An 18,093-nucleotide genomic window follows, 5' to 3' on the forward strand; every position below is an offset into this window, starting at 1 on the left:
GCTTTTTTATTTTTAAGTTATATTACTGTTCGTCATCTGACTCGCGTTTCGGTAAATCATTTACCGCTTTCTCGATCAGACCAAACATATAGTTACCATAGGCATTAGTCTTGTCATAATGGAAACGCAATCTTGGCGTAATACGTGTCTTGATACGACGACTCAATTCATGACGCAAGAAACCAGAAGCTTTATTTAATACATCTAAAGTTTCTTTATTTGCTGCTTCACTTTGCTCATCACCAAGCTCACGTCCCATTACAGTGACATAAACTTCAGCATAACCCATGTCTGCACTGACTTTCACCGCAGAGATGGTCACTAGACCACCTAAGCGAGGATCTTTAAGCTCCTGACGGATCAGCTCAGACAACTCACGTTGCACTGAATCCGCCATGCGCTTTAAGCGTTGGCTACCCGCCATTAAAGACTCCGTTTAATCAATTGAACATCATAGACTTCAATCTTATCTTTTACTTTGATGTCTTTATAACCTTTCACCGCAAGACCACATTCCATACCGGCACGAACATCTTCAACCACTTCTTTATAGCGACGAAGAGATTCAAGCTCACCTTGGAACACAACCACGTCATCACGTAATACGCGAATCGGTTTATTACGATGCAATACACCTTCAAGTACCATACAGCCTGCTGCTGCACCAAACTTACTTGAGTGGAATACTTCACGTACTTCAGCAACACCCAAAATAGTTTCACGATGTTCAGGAGCAAGTTTACCACTCATGGCATCTTTCACATCATCAATCAATTCATAGATGATGCTGTAGTAACGAATATCGATACCGTCTTGGTCACTTCTCTGACGAGCAGTCGTATCAGCACGAACGTTAAAGCCCAACAATACAGCTTCTGAAGATTCAGCAAGAATCACATCAGACTCAGTAATCGCACCAACACCCGAACTAATTACACGAACTTTTACTTCATCAGTAGATAATTCATGTAAAGCTGCATTCAATGCTTCTAAAGTACCACGTACGTCAGTTCTTAAAACAACGTTCACTGTAGGAACATCTTTTTTGCCCATTGACGACATGATATTTTCAAGACGCATTGCGCTTTGACGATCAATACGTTTTTGACGTTCACGGTCAGCACGAGCATCAGCAACTTCACGTGCTTTCTTCTCGTCATTTACAACAAGAACTTCATCACCTGCCATTGGAGCATCTGGAAGACCCAGAATTTCTACTGGAATAGATGGTCCTGCTGATTTAATAGGCTTACCATTTTCATCAGACATTGCACGGACACGACCATATGATGAACCTGCAAGAACAAGGTCACCAATGTTTAATGTACCGTTTTGAACAAGAATAGAAGTTACTGCACCACGGCCTTTATCAACACGCGCTTCAATAACAACACCTTGAGCAGCACCTTCAGCAGATGCTTTTAATTCCATCAATTCTGATTGAATAAGAATTAAATCAAGGAGTTCATCAATACCTTGTCCACTGTGTGCAGAAACCTTAGCAATCGGAACATCACCACCCCATTCTTCTGGAACGATTTGTTTCGTTGTTAATTCATTTAAAACACGGTCTACATCAGCAGATTCTTTATCCATTTTGTTGATTGCAACAATAATTGGAGTACCTGCTGCACGCGCATGGTCAATTGCTTCTGCAGTTTGTGGCATTACACCGTCATCTGCTGCAACAACCAATACAACGATATCCGTTGCTTTAGCACCACGTGCACGCATTGAAGTAAATGCAGCATGTCCCGGTGTATCAAGGAATGTAATAATTCCTTTGTCTGTTTCAACGTGATATGCACCAATATGCTGGGTAATACCACCTGCTTCACCTGCCGCCACTTTCGAACGACGGATACGGTCAAGCAATGATGTTTTACCATGGTCAACGTGACCCATAATGGTAACAACTGGCGGACGAGTTGTTTGCTCACCACGTGCTTCTTCAGCCGCTTCAAGCAAGTTATCTTCCGCTTGTGTATCAGAAACTAAAACAGGGTTATGGCCCATTTCTTCAACAACAAGTGCTGCTATATCTTGATCAATAGCTTGTTCTTGATTAACCAACTCACCCATTTTCATAAGTGATTTGATAACTTCACGTACTTTAATCGCCATTTTTTGAGCAAGATCGGCAACAACAATGCTTGAACCAATTTCTACATCATAAACTTGCTTTTTAACTGGTTTTTCAAATCCATGCTTATTTGCCTGACTTGATTTTAAACCGCGTTTGTTATGGTTAACAAAGCTTTGCTCTTCTTGACCACGACGACCACCTTTTTTACCCGCACGTGGGTTAGTGGTTGCGCCACCGCGTTTAATTTCACGGTCTTCTTGCTTAAATGAATCTTCATAAGCCTGGCCAACTAGACCTGAAGCAAGTGGAGAATCATCAATCACACGAATTGTAGTAGTAGCTTCGTCATTTGAATACTTAGACGCCATTTTGCGCATTTGTTCAAGTGTACGTTGCTGAGCTTCTTCAGCCGCTTTACGACGCGCAGCTTCTTCAGTCGCTTTTAACTGAGCTGTTTGTGCTTCACGCGCTTTCTTTTGCTCTAATGTTTCTGCTGGTTTTGGTGCAGGTTTTACTGTACCACCACCACGTCTTTTCACGACTACAGCAGCTTTAGGAGCTGTTTGTGCAGCGCTATCTTGTTGATGAGCAGCACGCATAGCATCTAAAGTTGCTTTTGCTTTTTGCTCTGTTTGAAGACGCGCGTTTTGCTGTGCAGTGTCACGCGTTTGCTGTTCTACACGTGTTTTAGCTTCAGCTTCTGCACGTGCTTTAGCTTCAGCTGCAATTTGTTCAGGGTTTGGTTTAGCAAAAACCTGTTTTTTACGTACTTCTACGTTAATTGTTTTTGCTTTACCTGAAGTACTTGCAACTTTAGCGGTACTGGTTGTTTTACGTTTCAACGCAATTTTTCCTGTGTTACCACTTTCCTGACCATGCACTTTTTTCAAATGATTGACTAAAGTATCCTGTTGTTCAGTGGTAATAATATCGTCTGCTGTACGTTGAGGCAAACCTGCTTCACGAGCCTGTTCTAGGAGCTTCTCAACAGGACGTTCTACACTGAGAGCTAACTCTTTAATCGACTTGTCCGTCATATTTCATCTCCTAGTTAAACCATGATTCGCGAGCTTTCATGATCAATTGACCTGCTTTTTCATGATCAAGACCTTCAATATCAGAGATATCATCAGTAGCCTGATCTGCCAAATCGTCGACAGTAATAATACCGCGCGCGGCAAGCGAGTAAGCGATCTCAGAAGTCATGCCTTCCATAGTTAGAAGGTCTGCGCTCGGTTCTTGAATATTTTCTTGCTGTTTCAAAGCATCAGTAAGTGCTGCTTCTTTTGCACGACTTTGCAATAACTCAACCAATTCAGCATCAAGCTCAATTTCGTCAAAAGTTTCAGCTGGAACATAAGCAATCTCTTCTAAAGAGGTAAAGCCCATTTCCACCAATGCCATTGCTAAATCTTCTTCAATATCGAGACGTGATACAAACATGTCAAGATATTGCTGAGCTTCATTTTGCTGACGAGCACGATACTCTTCTTCAAGCATCATGTCGAGTTTGTAGCCAGTTAAATCAGAAGCTAAGCGAACGTTCTGGCCTTGTGAGCCAATCGCACGAGCCAATTGATCGCTGGTTGCAAAAATAATATCGGCACTTCTTGCATCTTCATCAAGCACGATGCCTGAAACATCAGCTGGTTCTAATGCACTTGCAATGTACTGAGCTGGATCATCAGACCAGACCACTACATCAATACGTTCACCGTTTAGCTCTTGTTGTACTGCTTGAATACGCGTACCACGCATACCAATACATGCACCGACAGGGTCAATACGATGGTCATTTGTTTTTACTGCAATTTTAGCACGAACGCCTGGTTGACGTGCCGCTGCTTTAATTTCAATAATTTCTTCAGAAATCTCAGGAATTTCTTTTTTCATTAAAGCAATTAACATTTCAGGCTTAGCGCGTGATAACAACAACTGAGCGCCACGACCTTCACGGTTCACATTGTATAAAATAGCGTTCATACGTTGTTTTGGACGAAGAATTTCTTTAGGAATCATTTCTTCGCGCGCAAGATAAGCTTCTGCGTTGTCGCCTAAATCGATAATAAAGCCATCTTTGGTTTGTTTTTTCACTTCACCGTAAATCAACTCACCAACTTTAGACTCGTATGCATCAGCAACTAAAGCACGCTCAGCTTCACGAATTTTTTGTACAATAACTTGTTTTGCAATTTGTGCAGCGATACGACCAAACTCAATAGATTCTACTTCGAGTTCACGTACATCACCAATTGACCATTTAGATGGGTCAAGGTCAGAAATCGCATCTTGGCAAGCTGGCATTTCATGATCTTCATCTGCCACAACAGTCCATTGACGGAACGTACTGTAATCACCAGTTTTACGATCAATTTCTACACGAAGCTGAGCTTCTTCAGCATGCGTACCTTCGTAAAATCTTTTCTTCGTTGCGGCAACTAGAGCTTGTTCTAAAGCCTCGAAGATCGCTTCACGACTAACACCTTTTTCATTACTAACCGTTTCAACAACGGTAAGAATTTCGCGGCCCATAAGTCACCTACCGATTTCTTATAAAATTTAAATAAATTTAATCTTGATAGATCAAGTTTGCTTTATCGATATTGTTGCTGTCGATCTCAAGCACGTGCTGCCCATCAACTTCAACCTGAATTTCTTCATTTTCAAGGTCTACTGCGATAAGTTTTGCTTGAAATTTACGACGGTTTTCTACTGCTGCAATCAAACGCAAAGCAATTTGTTGTCCAATGTAGCCTTGTAACTGTTCTAGTTGAAAAAATGGACGATCCCAGCCCGGTGAAGAAACTTCTAATGAATACTCACCTGAAATTGGATCATGAACATCCAGCATTGCGCCGACTTGTTGTGTTACACGCACACAATCTTGTACACCAATACCACGGCCTTGTTCTACTTCGCCATCTTCATCAAGTACAGGCTCAGCATCTTCACTTACCGCTTTGTCGATATAAATACGCAATAATGAACGTTTGCCTTGTGGGAGAAACTCGATTCCCCAAAGGTCGACACCACATGCTTGTACTGCAGGAACAATTAAGTCATGCAATGCTTGGGATTTATTTGATAATTTCATTTACTCTCGTCATTCTCGTGCGATTCAATCGGTTGTTTTAACCGACACAGACCTACTATAGTGAAGCATGACTATTTGACCAATTGATGTCGAAACTACACGATAGCGATACGATAACCAATAAAAAAGGGCGTTAATCGCCCCTGTCTTGCACAGAAAACAATAGTCCACTGTGCAAAAAGGCCCACTTGTTTGTGAGCCTCTTTTAAGAAACTTGGTAGCGGGAGCTGGATTTGAACCAACGACCTTCGGGTTATGAGCCCGACGAGCTACCAGACTGCTCCATCCCGCAACAACGTGCAAAAATTATATACAAATATCAAATAAAGTCAATGTAAACTTACTAGATATTTGCCTGATTAAGTTGCACCTTAATCAAATTGGTAGCGGGAGCTGGATTTGAACCAACGACCTTCGGGTTATGAGCCCGACGAGCTACCAGACTGCTCCATCCCGCAACAAAAACAAACCACACGCATCAACTTTCTGGTTAAAAGCTGGTGCGGAAGGGGGGACTTGAACCCCCACGCCCGAAGGCACTACCACCTCAAGGTAGCGTGTCTACCAATTCCACCACCACCGCAGCTTGTGGGACGCATTCTAGTGCTTCCCACCACAAAAGGAAAGCCCTATTTCGAATTATTGACTCGTTTTTGGTGCAGTTGGCGAAGTTTCAGGCAATGTGCTTGGTGTTGGCGCAGTAGTTTGTACAGTTTTTAGACTATAAGCCTCACTAGTTTGCTTTTTCGCAAAAACAGCTAGGGTTAAACTAGTCACAAAAAACAATGCTGTTAACACAGCAGTAAGTCGAGTAAGGAAGTTAGCTGAACCCGATGCGCCAAATACAGTTGCTGCTCCGCCACCGCCGAAAGAAGCACCAGCATCCGCACCTTTACCGTGTTGCACTAGAATCAAGCCAATCATCAGTACCGCTAAAATAATATGTACGATCAGTACAAAAGAGTGCATACCCTATCCTCGTTATTTACTTTGTGCAAAGGCTTCTACGATTTGATAAAAAGATGCTGCATTTAACGAAGCACCTCCAACCAACGCGCCATTAATATCTGGACATGCTGCCAATTCAACTGCATTTTCAGCTTTTACACTACCGCCATATAAAATCGCAATGTCTGGACCCGCAGAAGTAATCTGACTTAAACCTTCACGGATTTTAGCATGCATTGCCTGTGCATCTTGTGGTGAAGCAGTTTTACCTGTACCAATTGCCCAGATTGGCTCATAAGCAATTACAATTTGCTTTTGCCATTGCTCTGCGGTCACTATAGGAGCTATATCACAGATTTGTTGCAATACAACCTGCTCTGCCAAATCTTGTTCACGCTGTTCGAGACTTTCCCCCACACAATAAATGACAGTTAAGCCCGCATTTAAAGAATTTTGGAGTTTTGCCTTCAAAATTTCAACGTTATCACCTAATAAATCACGGCGTTCGGAATGACCCACCAATACAAAATTAATTTGGCTATCTTTTAATAATTCTGCACTGACTTCACCAGTATAGGCGCCTGTACCTGCTACACGCGATACATCTTGTGCAACTGTATATACTGTTCTTGCAGCATCTTGCAATTGTGTTTGTACCATTGCAAGTGCAATAGAAACTGGAGCAACCCCGACATGGCAGCTTTCATCTGCAATTTGGTTTTGTTGCAATAGTTGTTTAAATTCTTCTATAAGCTGTTTGGCATTGGCACGCATTGGGTTCATTTTCCAGTTGCCAACTACCCAAGGCGTAATCGTCGAACCCGACATACGGCTCACCTTTCATCAAAAATGCAGCACATTCTACACGCATTTCCACAAATTTCAGATACTTTTCTTTAACAGGATTGCTCATATCTTTTCTACTATTTGAAAACAGTAATAAATGTTTATTAAGCCTAAAGCCTTAGCTTTTAAAAATTAATGAATAAAAACTTCGACTGGTTCAAGCTTTAACAATCGGATCAAGACGAGAGCATCATTTTCTCAGGTAGTAATTTTAGATAACAAAAGTATAATTTTTTATATACCAATTATAAACATATGAGCACAGGTAGGCAGATGTCAGTCATACATACATCTCCAAAATTTTCGGGGTTTTTTCGGCGATTAGTCGAAGAAAAACATGTGTCGGCAGCGACCATGCAAACAGCATTAGATGCAGCAAAAAGAGCTAAACGGGATACGGTTGCGTACCTGATTGAAGAGGTTCATCTCTCCCCTTCTTTATTAGCTGAAACAATTTCTATTGAATTTGCTGAACCATATTTTGATCTGGATGTTTACGATACCAGCCAGATTCCTAAAGATTTGGTCGACCAGAAACTGATTTTAAAACATCGGGTCTTGCCTCTCGTACAAAGAGGACAGATTTTATATGTTGCTACCAGTAACCCCAATAATATTGAAGCGATTGATGCTATTCGCTTCAACAGCAAGCTTATGGTTGAGCAGGTTATTGTCGAGCATCATAAACTTGAGAAAATTCTGGCGCAGCAATTTACTGAAGAAAGCAGTTTCGAGTTTAGTGATGAAGAGTTTGATCTTGATGTAGATCTTGATACCTCAACCGCTCCAGAAGAGGATGAGGATACTCCGCAAGGCGATGAAGCACCTATTGTTAAATATGTTAACAAGTTATTAATAGATGCGATTCGTATGGGGGCTTCAGACTTGCATTTCGAACCCTATGAGAAATCGTATCGGGTCCGTTATCGGGTCGATGGCGTTTTGCGTCAGATTGCAAACCCACCTTTGCAACTAGCTAACCGTTTGGCTTCACGCTTGAAAGTTATGTCTCAAATGGACATTTCTGAAAAGCGTGTTCCTCAAGATGGTCGTATCAAACTCAAGCTATCGAAATCTAAAGCAATTGATTTTCGTGTGAACTCTCTTCCGACCTTATTTGGTGAAAAGCTAGTTCTACGTATTCTCGATCCATCTAGTGCCATGCTGGGAATTGATGCTCTAGGATATGAAGAAGAGCAAAAAGCACTCTTTATGGAAGCATTAGATAAGCCACAAGGTATGCTTTTAATTACTGGTCCTACAGGTTCTGGTAAAACAGTATCCTTATATACGGGCCTCAACATTTTAAACACTGAAAGTTCCAATATTTCTACTGCCGAAGATCCAGTCGAAATTAACCTTGAAGGTATTAATCAGGTTAACGTAAACCCTAAGGTTGGTCTTAGTTTTTCGGCCGCGCTTAAATCATTTTTACGTCAGGATCCTGACATTATTATGGTCGGTGAGATTCGTGATTTAGAAACAGCTGAAATCGCGATTAAGGCTGCTCAGACGGGCCACATGGTAATGTCCACACTACATACCAACAGTGCCCCTGAAACACTTACTCGTCTACGCAACATGGGAGTTCCATCTTTCAATATTGCGACATCGGTCAATTTGGTCATTGCTCAACGTTTGGCACGTCGATTATGCCCTCAATGTAAGGTGCCTAGTGACATTCCTAAACAAAGCCTATTAGAAATGGGTTTTACCGAACAAGATCTAATACATCCCGATTTTCAAGTTTTTCAACCAGTCGGTTGTCCTGAATGTCGTGAGGGTTACAAAGGTCGAGTAGGTATTTATGAAGTAATGAAAGTCACACCTGAGATTTCCAAGATTATTATGGAAGACGGCAATGCTTTAGAAATCGCTGCTGCTTCTGAAAAACTGGGGTTTAATAATCTACGTCGCTCAGGTTTAAAGAAAGTCATGCAAGGTGTTACTTCTTTACAAGAAGTCAACCGCGTGACCAGTGAATAAAGACAATTTAAAATAAGGATAATGTCATGACTGTCAAAAAGGCACAATTGATGCCGACTTTTGCTTATGAAGGGGTTGACCGTAAAGGCGTAAAAATTAAGGGGGAACTTCCAGCTAAAAATATGGCTTTAGCTAAAGTCACCCTACGCAAACAAGGGGTAACTGTCCGTAATATTCGGGAAAAGCGTAAAAATATTCTTGAAGGTTTATTTAAGAAAAAAGTATCAACGCTCGATATAACGATTTTCACGCGACAACTTGCAACCATGATGAAAGCTGGTGTCCCACTGGTACAAGGCTTTGAAATTGTGGCAGAAGGTCTAGAAAACCCAGCGATGCGCGAGGTGGTGCTCGGTATTAAAGGCGAAGTTGAAGGTGGCGGTACTTTTGCCTCAGCTTTAAGAAAGTATCCTCAGCACTTCGACAAACTGTTTTGCTCTCTTGTAGAGTCTGGCGAACAGTCTGGTGCGCTTGAAACCATGCTGGACCGCGTGGCAATTTACAAAGAAAAAAGTGAATTGCTTAAGCAGAAAATTAAGAAAGCTATGAAATATCCAGCAACGGTTATTGTGGTTGCTGTGCTTGTTACCATTATTTTGATGGTTAAGGTAGTCCCCGTCTTCCAAGATCTGTTTTCTTCCTTTGGCGCAGATCTTCCTGCTTTTACACAAATGGTCGTAAATATGTCGAAATGGATGCAGGAATACTGGTTCATTCTGATTTTTGTGATTGGGGCAATCATTACCGCATTTCTGGAAGCTAAAAAGCGCAGTAAAAAATTCCGTGATGGTTTAGACAAACTCACGCTTAAGTTACCTATCTTTGGTGATCTTGTTTACAAGGCGATTATTGCCCGCTACAGCCGTACTTTAGCAACCACTTTTGCAGCAGGTGTTCCGCTCATTGATGCGCTTGAATCAACAGCAGGTGCAACCAATAATGTTATTTATGAACAAGCTGTAATGAAAATTCGTGAAGATGTTGCAACAGGTCAACAACTCCAATTTGCGATGCGCGTTTCAAATCGTTTTCCATCTATGGCTATACAAATGGTCGCAATTGGTGAAGAATCTGGTGCACTAGACAGCATGCTCGATAAAGTTGCCACCTACTATGAAAATGAAGTTGATAATGCCGTTGATGGCTTAACTTCAATGATGGAACCTTTAATTATGGCAATTTTAGGGGTACTTGTAGGCGGTCTGGTTATTGCTATGTATCTTCCAATTTTCCAAATGGGTTCAGTCGTGTAATGCAAGAAATTATTGCTTATTTTATTCAAAACTTAACTGCACTTTATATTGCAGTTGCACTATTGAGCCTGTGTATTGGTAGCTTTTTGAATGTGGTGATTTATCGCACCCCCAAAATGATGGAACTAGATTGGCAGCAAGAATGTCAAATGTTACTCAATCCTGAACATCCCATTATTGACCATGAAAAGCTAACATTAAGTAAGCCCGCTTCATCATGCCCCCAATGTCACCAGCCCATTCGCTGGTATCAAAATATTCCTGTCATAAGTTGGTTGGTTTTAAAAGGTAAATGTGGGCATTGTGAGCATGCAATTAGCATGCGCTACCCAGCCATCGAACTATTAACAATGGCATGTTCACTGGTTGTGGTCATGGTGTTTGGCCCAACCATACAAATGTTTTTTGGACTAGTTCTGACTTGGGTTTTAATTGCTTTAACATTTATAGACTTTGATACTCAGCTGCTACCCGACCGTTTTACCTTACCTTTGGCCGCACTGGGTTTAGGTATTAATACCTTTAGCATCTACACCACACCCACTTCAGCTATTTGGGGTTACTTAATTGGTTTTTTATGCCTATGGATTGTGTATTACCTATTTAAAGTAATTACTGGCAAAGAAGGCATGGGCTACGGCGACTTTAAGTTGCTTGCGGCATTAGGTGCATGGATGGGGCCATTGATGCTGCCATTAATTGTGCTATTGTCATCTTTACTAGGTGCAATTATTGGCATCATTTTACTAAAATTACGCAATGACAATCAGCCCTTTGCCTTTGGGCCGTATATTGCCATTGCGGGTTGGGTTGCCTTTTTATGGGGTGACAAGATTATGAAAATCTATTTGGGAGGTTAAGATGGCTTTTATTCTGGGAGTCACAGGTGGTATTGGTAGCGGGAAATCTGCTGCAACACAATGGTTTGAATCCCAAGGAATACAAGTTGTCGACGCCGACATCATTGCTCGCGAAGTGGTTGAAAAAGGCCAACCTGCCCTTCAAAAAATTCAACAAACTTTTGGAGACTGGGTACTTCAACCTGATGGAAGCCTAGATCGTCGTGCCCTACGCGAGTATATTTTTCAAAACCCACAAGCGCGCCATACACTTGAGCAAATTACTCATCCTGCAATCCGCCAATCTATTATTCAACAACTACAAAATCCACGTAGCGCTTATGTGATTTTAGTTTCACCATTGCTCTTTGAAACCAACCAGCATGAATTGGTTAATCACACGTTATTAGTTGATGCGAGTGAACAAACTCAAATTCAGCGTGCAAGTCAACGCGATGGACAAAACCAAGAACAAATCCAGAAAATTATTGCGGCGCAAATGCCACGTGAACGAAAACGCGAACTTGCCAATGACATTGTGTTTAATGACGGATTACTCGAACATTTACATCAACAATTAGAGCCTTTACATCAAAGTTATTTGAAACGTACAGACTAATCTGGCTCATTTTGCTGTTTAATTTTTTGTGCCAAGCTATCTGGTCGGAACCATCGCCAAGGTTGTAAAGCACCGATTCCCATTCCGACCAAGCCCACAACAATCGATGGGCTTAACGCCTCCCCTAACAGAGGTACGGCCAATATGGCTGCAATAAAAGGCGCCAAAGTGACAATGCTTCCAGTTTTAAAAGCACCTAAACGCTGAATCGCTGCCACATAAGTCAAAGTTGCAATAATAACGACAAATACACCATGGAAAATGCCTTGTATGGCTAAATGAACAGGACTGACTTCCATGAAATGCTTAGGCAAAAATAAAACATAGATGGGCAAATAAATAATTGCAGACCAAATCGCAACACTTGCCATTGAGTGCCATGCAGACAGTTTCCACTGTTTAAGTAACACAGTGAAAATACCCCACCAAATCGCACTAATAAAAAGGAGTAGATCACCTATTCCAAAAGCAGAAGCATTACCTTGCAGCATCAAAACACTCATGAGACCTAAAGCAGCGATCATGATTGCCAAACTAGCCCATGTATGTTTATCAAATGGTTGTCTAAATAAAATATATGCTGCGAACGCAGTACAAATTGGGATACAGCCATTTAAGAAAATTGCAGCATGAGCGGCGGGAGCATAGAGAAAAGCGGTATAGACGGTAAGACAATAAATGACCCCGCCAATCAAAGCCAAAATAACCGCATGCTTACTCCATAAAAAAGCGAGATCTTTTTTATAGATCAAAATAGGCATTAAAATTAGAAAGGCTATAGCGAAGCGCAGTGCGGCAATATCCCAAGCACTGATGTGCCATTGTGCATTTAAACGGGCAAAAAGCGTAAACCCGCCCCAAATGCACATGGTCACCAATACAAAGAAATAACCTTGCTTACGGGGAGACATATCAAGATGACTTAAAAACTAGAAAGGCAGCTAAATTATACCTCAGAACGCTGGCGGCAAGCCTCATAAAGAGCCATACCAGTCGCTACACTGACATTTAGACTTTGTAGATTTCCTGACATCGGAATATAAACTTTATGATCACACTGCGCCTGTGTAATAGGACGCAAACCGGTATCTTCGGCTCCCATTACAATCACAACTGGGCCAGAAAAATCGCATTTTTGAAGTGGCAACGCACTTTCATCAAGCATGGTGCCAATCACACGCACGTGCGTTGTTTCTTTAAGATGAGCCAATGTACGAGCTAAATTTGTGACTTGAATGAATTTAACTTTCTCAGCTCCACCCGCTGCAACTTTACGAGCAGTTGGCGTTAAACTTGCCGCACGATCACGAGGCACGATGACTGCTTGCACACCCATCGCAGCGGCGGTACGAATACAAGCCCCTAAGTTATGTGGGTCTGTCACTTGATCTAATGCCAATAACAAGGCATCTGGAGTTTCACTTAAGATTTGATCAAGATCTTGCTCATTTAAGACAGGATGCGGACGCACTGCTGCAACTACGCCTTGATGAAATGGTAGACCTGCAAGTTTTTCAAGACTATCGCGGCTTGCTTTTTGTACACTAATTCCAAAAGGCTCTGCCAATTGCAAAATCTTTTGCAAACGCTGATCATCCCGTCCTTTTAAAGTAAACAGGGTTAGCACACGCTCCGGCTCAAGTTCTAGCAATGACTCCACTGAATGAACGCCATAATAATATTCCTGTTTTGCCATGCATGACCTCTAACAACGTTTGAGCAAAAAAATAAAAATCCTGCAAAGCCAACTTCACAGGATTTCTTTGGGCATAGTGTACCCGATTTGAACAGGAATTTCTTAGCCTTCTAAATGGCACACGTAATCGAGGACTTCATCAGTTTCGATTTTGAAAACGCTATTTCCAGGCACGTAAAATGATTGGCCTGCACGGAACAATTCACTTTCATTACTGTCCGCAATTGTTACGCGACATTCACCTGAAATAATTTCCATACGCTCAGGGACATGCGTTTCAAAAGTTAAGGCTTGCTCAGTCGGCAAAATAACACCTAGTGTTTTTTTCGTTCCATCTTCAAATTGCACGGTATGGCTGATACATGCTCCACCAAAATAAACGTTTGATTTTTTGATGACCGTTACATGATCAAATTGGTTTGTACTCATGCACATTCTCCAGATAATGCCATATTTATATAAATTATGATGAATGTAGTTTAATTGTGCCTAAATAACTAATCAATCAGTTTTCATACGGATAGACTTGTAATTTCCACAGCTCGGCCTGAATTTTTTTGGCAAAAGCATGAGGTAAATTAATCTCAATATTTCGACTATTCGACACAATTGCATCGTATCTGCAAACTTCAACCTGATTTTCATCTAGGAGTACCCAACACACTCTTTGTGCAGTTGGATGGGCAACTGCTGTAGCAACCACCGGTGAACCGTCATTCATTCCTACATGAAAATTTTCACTGTCATTTTGCATTAACGCCAGATCATAAGCTGGAAAATCGATAGCATCTGAATCGAATTGCTGGCTATCGTGTATAAGCACACTCTGTTTTAAAGTCGGCCAAATACAATAACGCAAATAATGCTGATCCATCACCCGATTATCCAGATAACGTCCGGTGGCAACATAATCTCTGATATGTGCTTCAATATTATGAAAAATCCCCGTACATCCGCCCCACATTCCAGCCAGAATTAGCTCAGTATGAGAATAGTTGTCTCGCATTAAATGACACCATTTATCACTCTTGAGCCACACATCTACAGCCGCCTTTTCACGGTATGACACAATCGAGTCGGCATCACGTATAAGAAAACGCTTAATTGTTGGATCATCCATCACCAAAAAACGCCAAAACAACCCTGATAGTTGTTTTTGAGAATCTGTAACTTGGATGACTTGCGCGCCCTTTTCTTTTAAGCGCTGTTGTACCAGCACTGGCACAGTATCATCTACATAAAATCGACACGTCCACTCTGGATAAATTTGTTTGGCAAGCTGAGTATTTAAAATAGAAGTTTCACAATAACGCGGGTTTGCTCCAAATAGAGAGAAAGCAATAATATTTTCTTGAGGGTTTGAACTAAACTCTGGGGGCGCATGACTCGGAATAGGCAAAACAGGTTCGTTCTTAGCCAATTCTTTTTTAGTTGTAATGGCCAAGTGTCCAAATTTTATTGTTTCTTCTTTTTTATTTAAATGATGACAAACTTCTGTTAATCCATCGTATAAATTTGTATTTACGTTAGACCCACTTGCCTGAATAGCTTGCAAATAGTGTTGATAGGCATCGTTATAACGGCGTAAGCGTAGCTCAGTATATGCCAAATCGGATAATGCTCCTGGATGCTTGGGAACTAAATTAACAGCTTGTTTAACATGTTGATAAGCTTTGGCATAATCTCCTTGTGCGGCAGCCTGTTTAAATGCATTAAAATGTTGATTTAAAATTTTATTCATTTCCGCAGGATTGTTTTTTTTATGACGGTTAATCATCCCTATCGGTGGTTTCGGTAAGCTTAATGTTTTTTTCATTGTAAATATCCGCAATCTTGCTGTTCTATAATTTCAGTTAGAATAATAGATCACTTGTAGCAAATTCAAAACTTCTCTATCTTTAACCCATAATTTGGCGCGTTGGATGCGTTTATGCTCACACATTTAACTTTAATTAATTTTGCATTAGCTGATCATTTAGCTATTGATATAGAACAAGGATTTAATGTTCTAACAGGCGAAACAGGTGCCGGAAAATCATTATTACTGGATGCACTTTCTGCCTGTCTAGGGGAACGTACCGATACGAATTATGTCCGTTATGGTTCAGACAAAGCGGATATCACCGCCGTTTTTACCTATCAAAATAATAGCCCTGAAGAAAAATGGCTACAAGAACACGAGCTAGATGATGATTCTGGGGAAATTCATTTACGTCGCGTTATTTTTGCAACTGGACGTAGTAAAGCATGGGTCAATGGCCGCCCTAGCAGTTTATCTGAACTCAAAGAATTGGGCCGTTTGCTCGTTCAACTCTATAGCCAACACAGCCAGCAGCAGCTTCTTGAACCGCCTTATCCAAAGCATTGGCTAGATCGTTATAACAATTTTTATGTTGAAGCGAATGATGTACGTGAAGCCTATAGTATGTGGCAACGCACGATTCGTTTACACCAAGCTGCCTTAGATGCACAAGCAACACGTTTGCAGCGTATTGGTACTTTAGAGCATCAAATTGAAGAACTTGAAGAGGTTGTCCAAACCGATTACAAAGAAATTGAGCAAGAATTTGATCGTCTTAGTCATCATGAACATATCATGCAAGACTGTAGCTACAGCTTAAATGTTTTAGATGAAGCTGAGCAAAATATTACTCAAGAAATGTCTTCAATTATTCGCCGACTAGAATCTCACGCGGGACGCAGCGATCAACTTTCTGAGATTTATAATTCTTTACTGAATGCTCAAAGTGAAATAGATGATGCAACGGCAAACTTGCGCCAATTTATTGATCGTCAGAGTTTTGATCCAGAGCGAATGGAAGAACTCAACTCTAAACTTGAGGTTTTTCATCGTCTGGCACGCAAATACCGGACTCAACCGGAAACCCTTAAAGAAGAATATGAAGCTTGGCAACGTGAGCTTGAGCAATTGCATCAACTTGAAGACCCAGAAACACTGGCAGAGCAAGTTGAAAAATCGCATGAGGAGTTTTTAGAAAAAGCCCAGCATTTAGACAATATTCGTCGTGAAGCTGCCGCTCCGCTTGCTAAACAATTAACTGAACAAGTGAAACCTTTAGCGTTACCAGAAGCACACTTCGAGTTTAAGTTCGAACCATTAGAACAACCTGGGGCAGAGGGTTTAAGCTTTATTCAACTTTTATTTACTGCCAATAAAGGTATTCCTCCACAACCACTGGCACGAGTGGCATCTGGTGGTGAGCTTTCTCGTATTGCACTCGTGATGCAAGTCATGAATGCTGAGAAAACCGAATCCGAAGTTTTGGTGTTTGATGAAATTGATGTCGGGATTAGTGGCGGCACCGCAGAAGTTGTGGGACGTTTACTTGCCGACTTAGCGCAACATGTCCAGCTTTTATGTATTACTCACCAAGCACAAGTTGCTGCACAATCTGATCAGCATTTATTAGTGAAAAAACAACAAACTGACCCAGCCAGCAGTACAATTGTAGAACTTGATGAAAATCAAATCATTTTTGAATTAGCTCGCATGTCAGGTGGTGTTGAAATTAATGAAACAACCTTGCAGCACGCAAAACAATTACGCCAACTTAAATTTCAGGCTTCTTCAAATTAATAAAGAAAATGAGAGAAAAAGATTGGCGAAATCCGATTAACTCTTGTATGTTGATAAAAAGAACCTATATAGATAAAAGGGTCGAGAGGCCCTCTAGTGACATTTTTTGAGGGAGAACCGCTTAGGTGACCAAACAATACCTGACTCACCGTTGTCTGATTGCCCCGCCAGAAATGGCAGATGACTTTTTCGCAAACACTGTAATTTATCTTGCTCGTCATGATGAAGAAGGTGCTCAAGGCATTATTATTAATCGTCCTTCTGGTATTCAAATTAAAGAATTACTCAATGATCTCGACATTGAAGCTGACAATGTAAATCCACATGCGGTTTTACAAGGTGGTCCTTTACGTCCTGAAGCTGGATTTGTTCTCCATACGGGGCAACCAACATGGCATTCATCTATTGCTGTAGGTGAAAATGTTTGTATTACGACCAGTAAAGATATTCTTGATGCGATTGCTCATAACGAAGGTGTCGGTCGATACCAAATTGCATTAGGCTATGCGAGCTGGAGCAAAAATCAGTTAGAAGACGAAATTACGCGTGGTGACTGGCTCATTTGTGATGCTGATATGGATCTGATTTTTAACCTGCCTTATGACGATCGTTGGGATGCAGCTTATAAAAAAATTGGTGTAGATCGTGCGTGGCTAGCATCTGAAATCGGACACGCTTAATGACCGAAACACAATCAAAATCGATTATGGCTTTTGACTTTGGCACTCAAAAAATGGGAATGGCGATTGGCCAGTCTTCGATTGAAAGTGCCAACCCTCTCCCCCTATTTGTCATGAAAGATGGTATCCCGAACTGGGATCAGCTCTTAAAAATCGTGAAAGAATGGCAACCTGATTTATTTTTGGTTGGCCTTCCCCTAAATATGGACGATAGCGAGTCAGAACTTTCTACACGTGCTCGCAAATTTGCAAGACGTTTACGTCATCAAACCAATATTGAAACGTTGATGGTAGATGAGCGTTTAACGACACGTGAAGCGAGAGAAGAGTTAGGTTTTTACCAAGAACAAGGTCGAGCAAAAAAGCTATCAGCAGATAGTTTTGCAGCTGCACTACTCATTCAGAGTTGGTATCGAAATCCAGTCGGTTTAACACCCTAAAATTTTAA

At 41.2% G+C, this 18,093-nt stretch carries 17 protein-coding genes and 3 tRNA genes; 7 read left to right on the forward strand and 13 right to left on the reverse strand.

Going from position 1 to position 18,093, the window contains the following annotated elements:
- Positions 1–22: 22 nt before the first annotated feature.
- The 9 genes from ACLBWE_RS10200 to tpiA all read right to left on the reverse strand — a co-directional run bounded on the left by ACLBWE_RS10200 (position 23) and on the right by tpiA (position 6,956).
- Positions 23–424 (reverse strand): ribosome-binding factor A, encoded by a 402-nt coding sequence (locus ACLBWE_RS10200; protein WP_003654587.1) that lies wholly within the window; start codon positions 422–424, stop codon positions 23–25.
- Positions 424–3,123: a translation initiation factor IF-2 gene (gene infB, locus ACLBWE_RS10205; protein WP_424612278.1), complete on the reverse strand. Its 2,700-nt coding sequence runs from the start codon at positions 3,121–3,123 to the stop codon at positions 424–426. Before infB ends, ACLBWE_RS10200 begins: the two co-directional genes overlap by 1 nt.
- A gap of 10 nt (positions 3,124–3,133) precedes the next feature.
- Positions 3,134–4,618, reverse strand: a complete 1,485-nt coding sequence (gene nusA / locus ACLBWE_RS10210) for a transcription termination factor NusA (RefSeq protein ID WP_003654584.1) — start codon at positions 4,616–4,618, stop codon at positions 3,134–3,136.
- Between the two features lie 37 nt (positions 4,619–4,655).
- The gene (rimP, locus tag ACLBWE_RS10215) at positions 4,656–5,180 is read right to left on the reverse strand and encodes a ribosome maturation factor RimP (RefSeq protein WP_003654583.1); all 525 of its coding nucleotides are present in this window, start codon (positions 5,178–5,180) and stop codon (positions 4,656–4,658) included.
- A 215-nt stretch (positions 5,181–5,395) separates the two neighbouring features.
- Positions 5,396–5,472, reverse strand: a tRNA-Met gene (locus ACLBWE_RS10220).
- An 89-nt stretch (positions 5,473–5,561) separates the two neighbouring features.
- Positions 5,562–5,638, reverse strand: a tRNA-Met gene (locus ACLBWE_RS10225).
- A gap of 40 nt (positions 5,639–5,678) precedes the next feature.
- A tRNA-Leu gene (locus ACLBWE_RS10230) sits at positions 5,679–5,763 on the reverse strand.
- A 56-nt stretch (positions 5,764–5,819) separates the two neighbouring features.
- Positions 5,820–6,149: a preprotein translocase subunit SecG gene (gene secG, locus ACLBWE_RS10235; RefSeq protein WP_447602660.1), complete on the reverse strand. Its 330-nt coding sequence runs from the start codon at positions 6,147–6,149 to the stop codon at positions 5,820–5,822.
- 12 nt (positions 6,150–6,161) lie between these two features.
- The gene (tpiA, locus tag ACLBWE_RS10240) at positions 6,162–6,956 is read right to left on the reverse strand and encodes a triose-phosphate isomerase (RefSeq protein ID WP_447602662.1); all 795 of its coding nucleotides are present in this window, start codon (positions 6,954–6,956) and stop codon (positions 6,162–6,164) included.
- A gap of 291 nt (positions 6,957–7,247) precedes the next feature.
- On the opposite strand from tpiA, the gene pilB reads away from it, so the two are divergent.
- The 4 genes from pilB to coaE are packed head-to-tail and all read left to right on the forward strand — an operon-like array spanning position 7,248 to position 11,671.
- Positions 7,248–8,960 carry a type IV-A pilus assembly ATPase PilB gene (gene pilB, locus ACLBWE_RS10245; RefSeq protein WP_447602664.1) on the forward strand — a complete coding sequence of 571 codons (1,713 nt, stop codon included), beginning with the start codon at positions 7,248–7,250 and terminating at the stop codon, positions 8,958–8,960.
- A 26-nt stretch (positions 8,961–8,986) separates the two neighbouring features.
- Entirely contained in the window at positions 8,987–10,213 is a 1,227-nt protein-coding gene (locus ACLBWE_RS10250; protein WP_447602666.1) for a type II secretion system F family protein, read from the forward strand.
- Positions 10,213–11,073, forward strand: coding sequence for a prepilin peptidase (locus ACLBWE_RS10255; protein ID WP_447602668.1), 861 nt, complete (start codon positions 10,213–10,215; stop codon positions 11,071–11,073). The genes ACLBWE_RS10250 and ACLBWE_RS10255 overlap by 1 nt, the downstream gene beginning before the upstream one ends.
- 1 nt (position 11,074) lies before the next feature.
- Positions 11,075–11,671 (forward strand): dephospho-CoA kinase, encoded by a 597-nt coding sequence (gene coaE, locus ACLBWE_RS10260; protein ID WP_198496438.1) that lies wholly within the window; start codon positions 11,075–11,077, stop codon positions 11,669–11,671.
- On the opposite strand, the gene ACLBWE_RS10265 is transcribed toward coaE, so the two are convergent.
- From ACLBWE_RS10265 to ACLBWE_RS10280, 4 genes are all read right to left on the reverse strand, one after another.
- Positions 11,668–12,582: a DMT family transporter gene (locus ACLBWE_RS10265; RefSeq protein WP_056483131.1), complete on the reverse strand. Its 915-nt coding sequence runs from the start codon at positions 12,580–12,582 to the stop codon at positions 11,668–11,670. The two genes, coaE and ACLBWE_RS10265, sit on opposite strands and share 4 nt — an antisense overlap.
- Before the next feature lie 35 nt (positions 12,583–12,617).
- Positions 12,618–13,367, reverse strand: a complete 750-nt coding sequence (gene rlmB, locus ACLBWE_RS10270; RefSeq protein ID WP_005037200.1) for a 23S rRNA (guanosine(2251)-2'-O)-methyltransferase RlmB — start codon at positions 13,365–13,367, stop codon at positions 12,618–12,620.
- Between the two features lie 102 nt (positions 13,368–13,469).
- Positions 13,470–13,796 (reverse strand): pyrimidine/purine nucleoside phosphorylase, encoded by a 327-nt coding sequence (gene ppnP, locus ACLBWE_RS10275; RefSeq protein WP_003654567.1) that lies wholly within the window; start codon positions 13,794–13,796, stop codon positions 13,470–13,472.
- Between the two features lie 76 nt (positions 13,797–13,872).
- Entirely contained in the window at positions 13,873–15,183 is a 1,311-nt protein-coding gene (locus ACLBWE_RS10280; RefSeq protein ID WP_447602672.1) for a tetratricopeptide repeat protein, read from the reverse strand.
- A 114-nt stretch (positions 15,184–15,297) separates the two neighbouring features.
- On the opposite strand from ACLBWE_RS10280, the gene recN reads away from it, so the two are divergent.
- The 3 genes from recN to ruvX all read left to right on the forward strand — a co-directional run bounded on the left by recN (position 15,298) and on the right by ruvX (position 18,085).
- Positions 15,298–16,965, forward strand: coding sequence for a DNA repair protein RecN (gene recN, locus ACLBWE_RS10285; RefSeq protein ID WP_003654563.1), 1,668 nt, complete (start codon positions 15,298–15,300; stop codon positions 16,963–16,965).
- 125 nt (positions 16,966–17,090) lie between these two features.
- Positions 17,091–17,645, forward strand: a complete 555-nt coding sequence (locus ACLBWE_RS10290; protein ID WP_003654562.1) for a YqgE/AlgH family protein — start codon at positions 17,091–17,093, stop codon at positions 17,643–17,645.
- Complete coding sequence (gene ruvX / locus ACLBWE_RS10295) at positions 17,645–18,085, forward strand: Holliday junction resolvase RuvX (protein ID WP_002115066.1); 441 nt, start codon at positions 17,645–17,647, stop codon at positions 18,083–18,085. Before ACLBWE_RS10290 ends, ruvX begins: the two co-directional genes overlap by 1 nt.
- The last annotated feature ends 8 nt before the right edge of the window (positions 18,086–18,093 follow it).

Source organism: Acinetobacter sp. M5A5_2a, assembly GCF_053345265.1.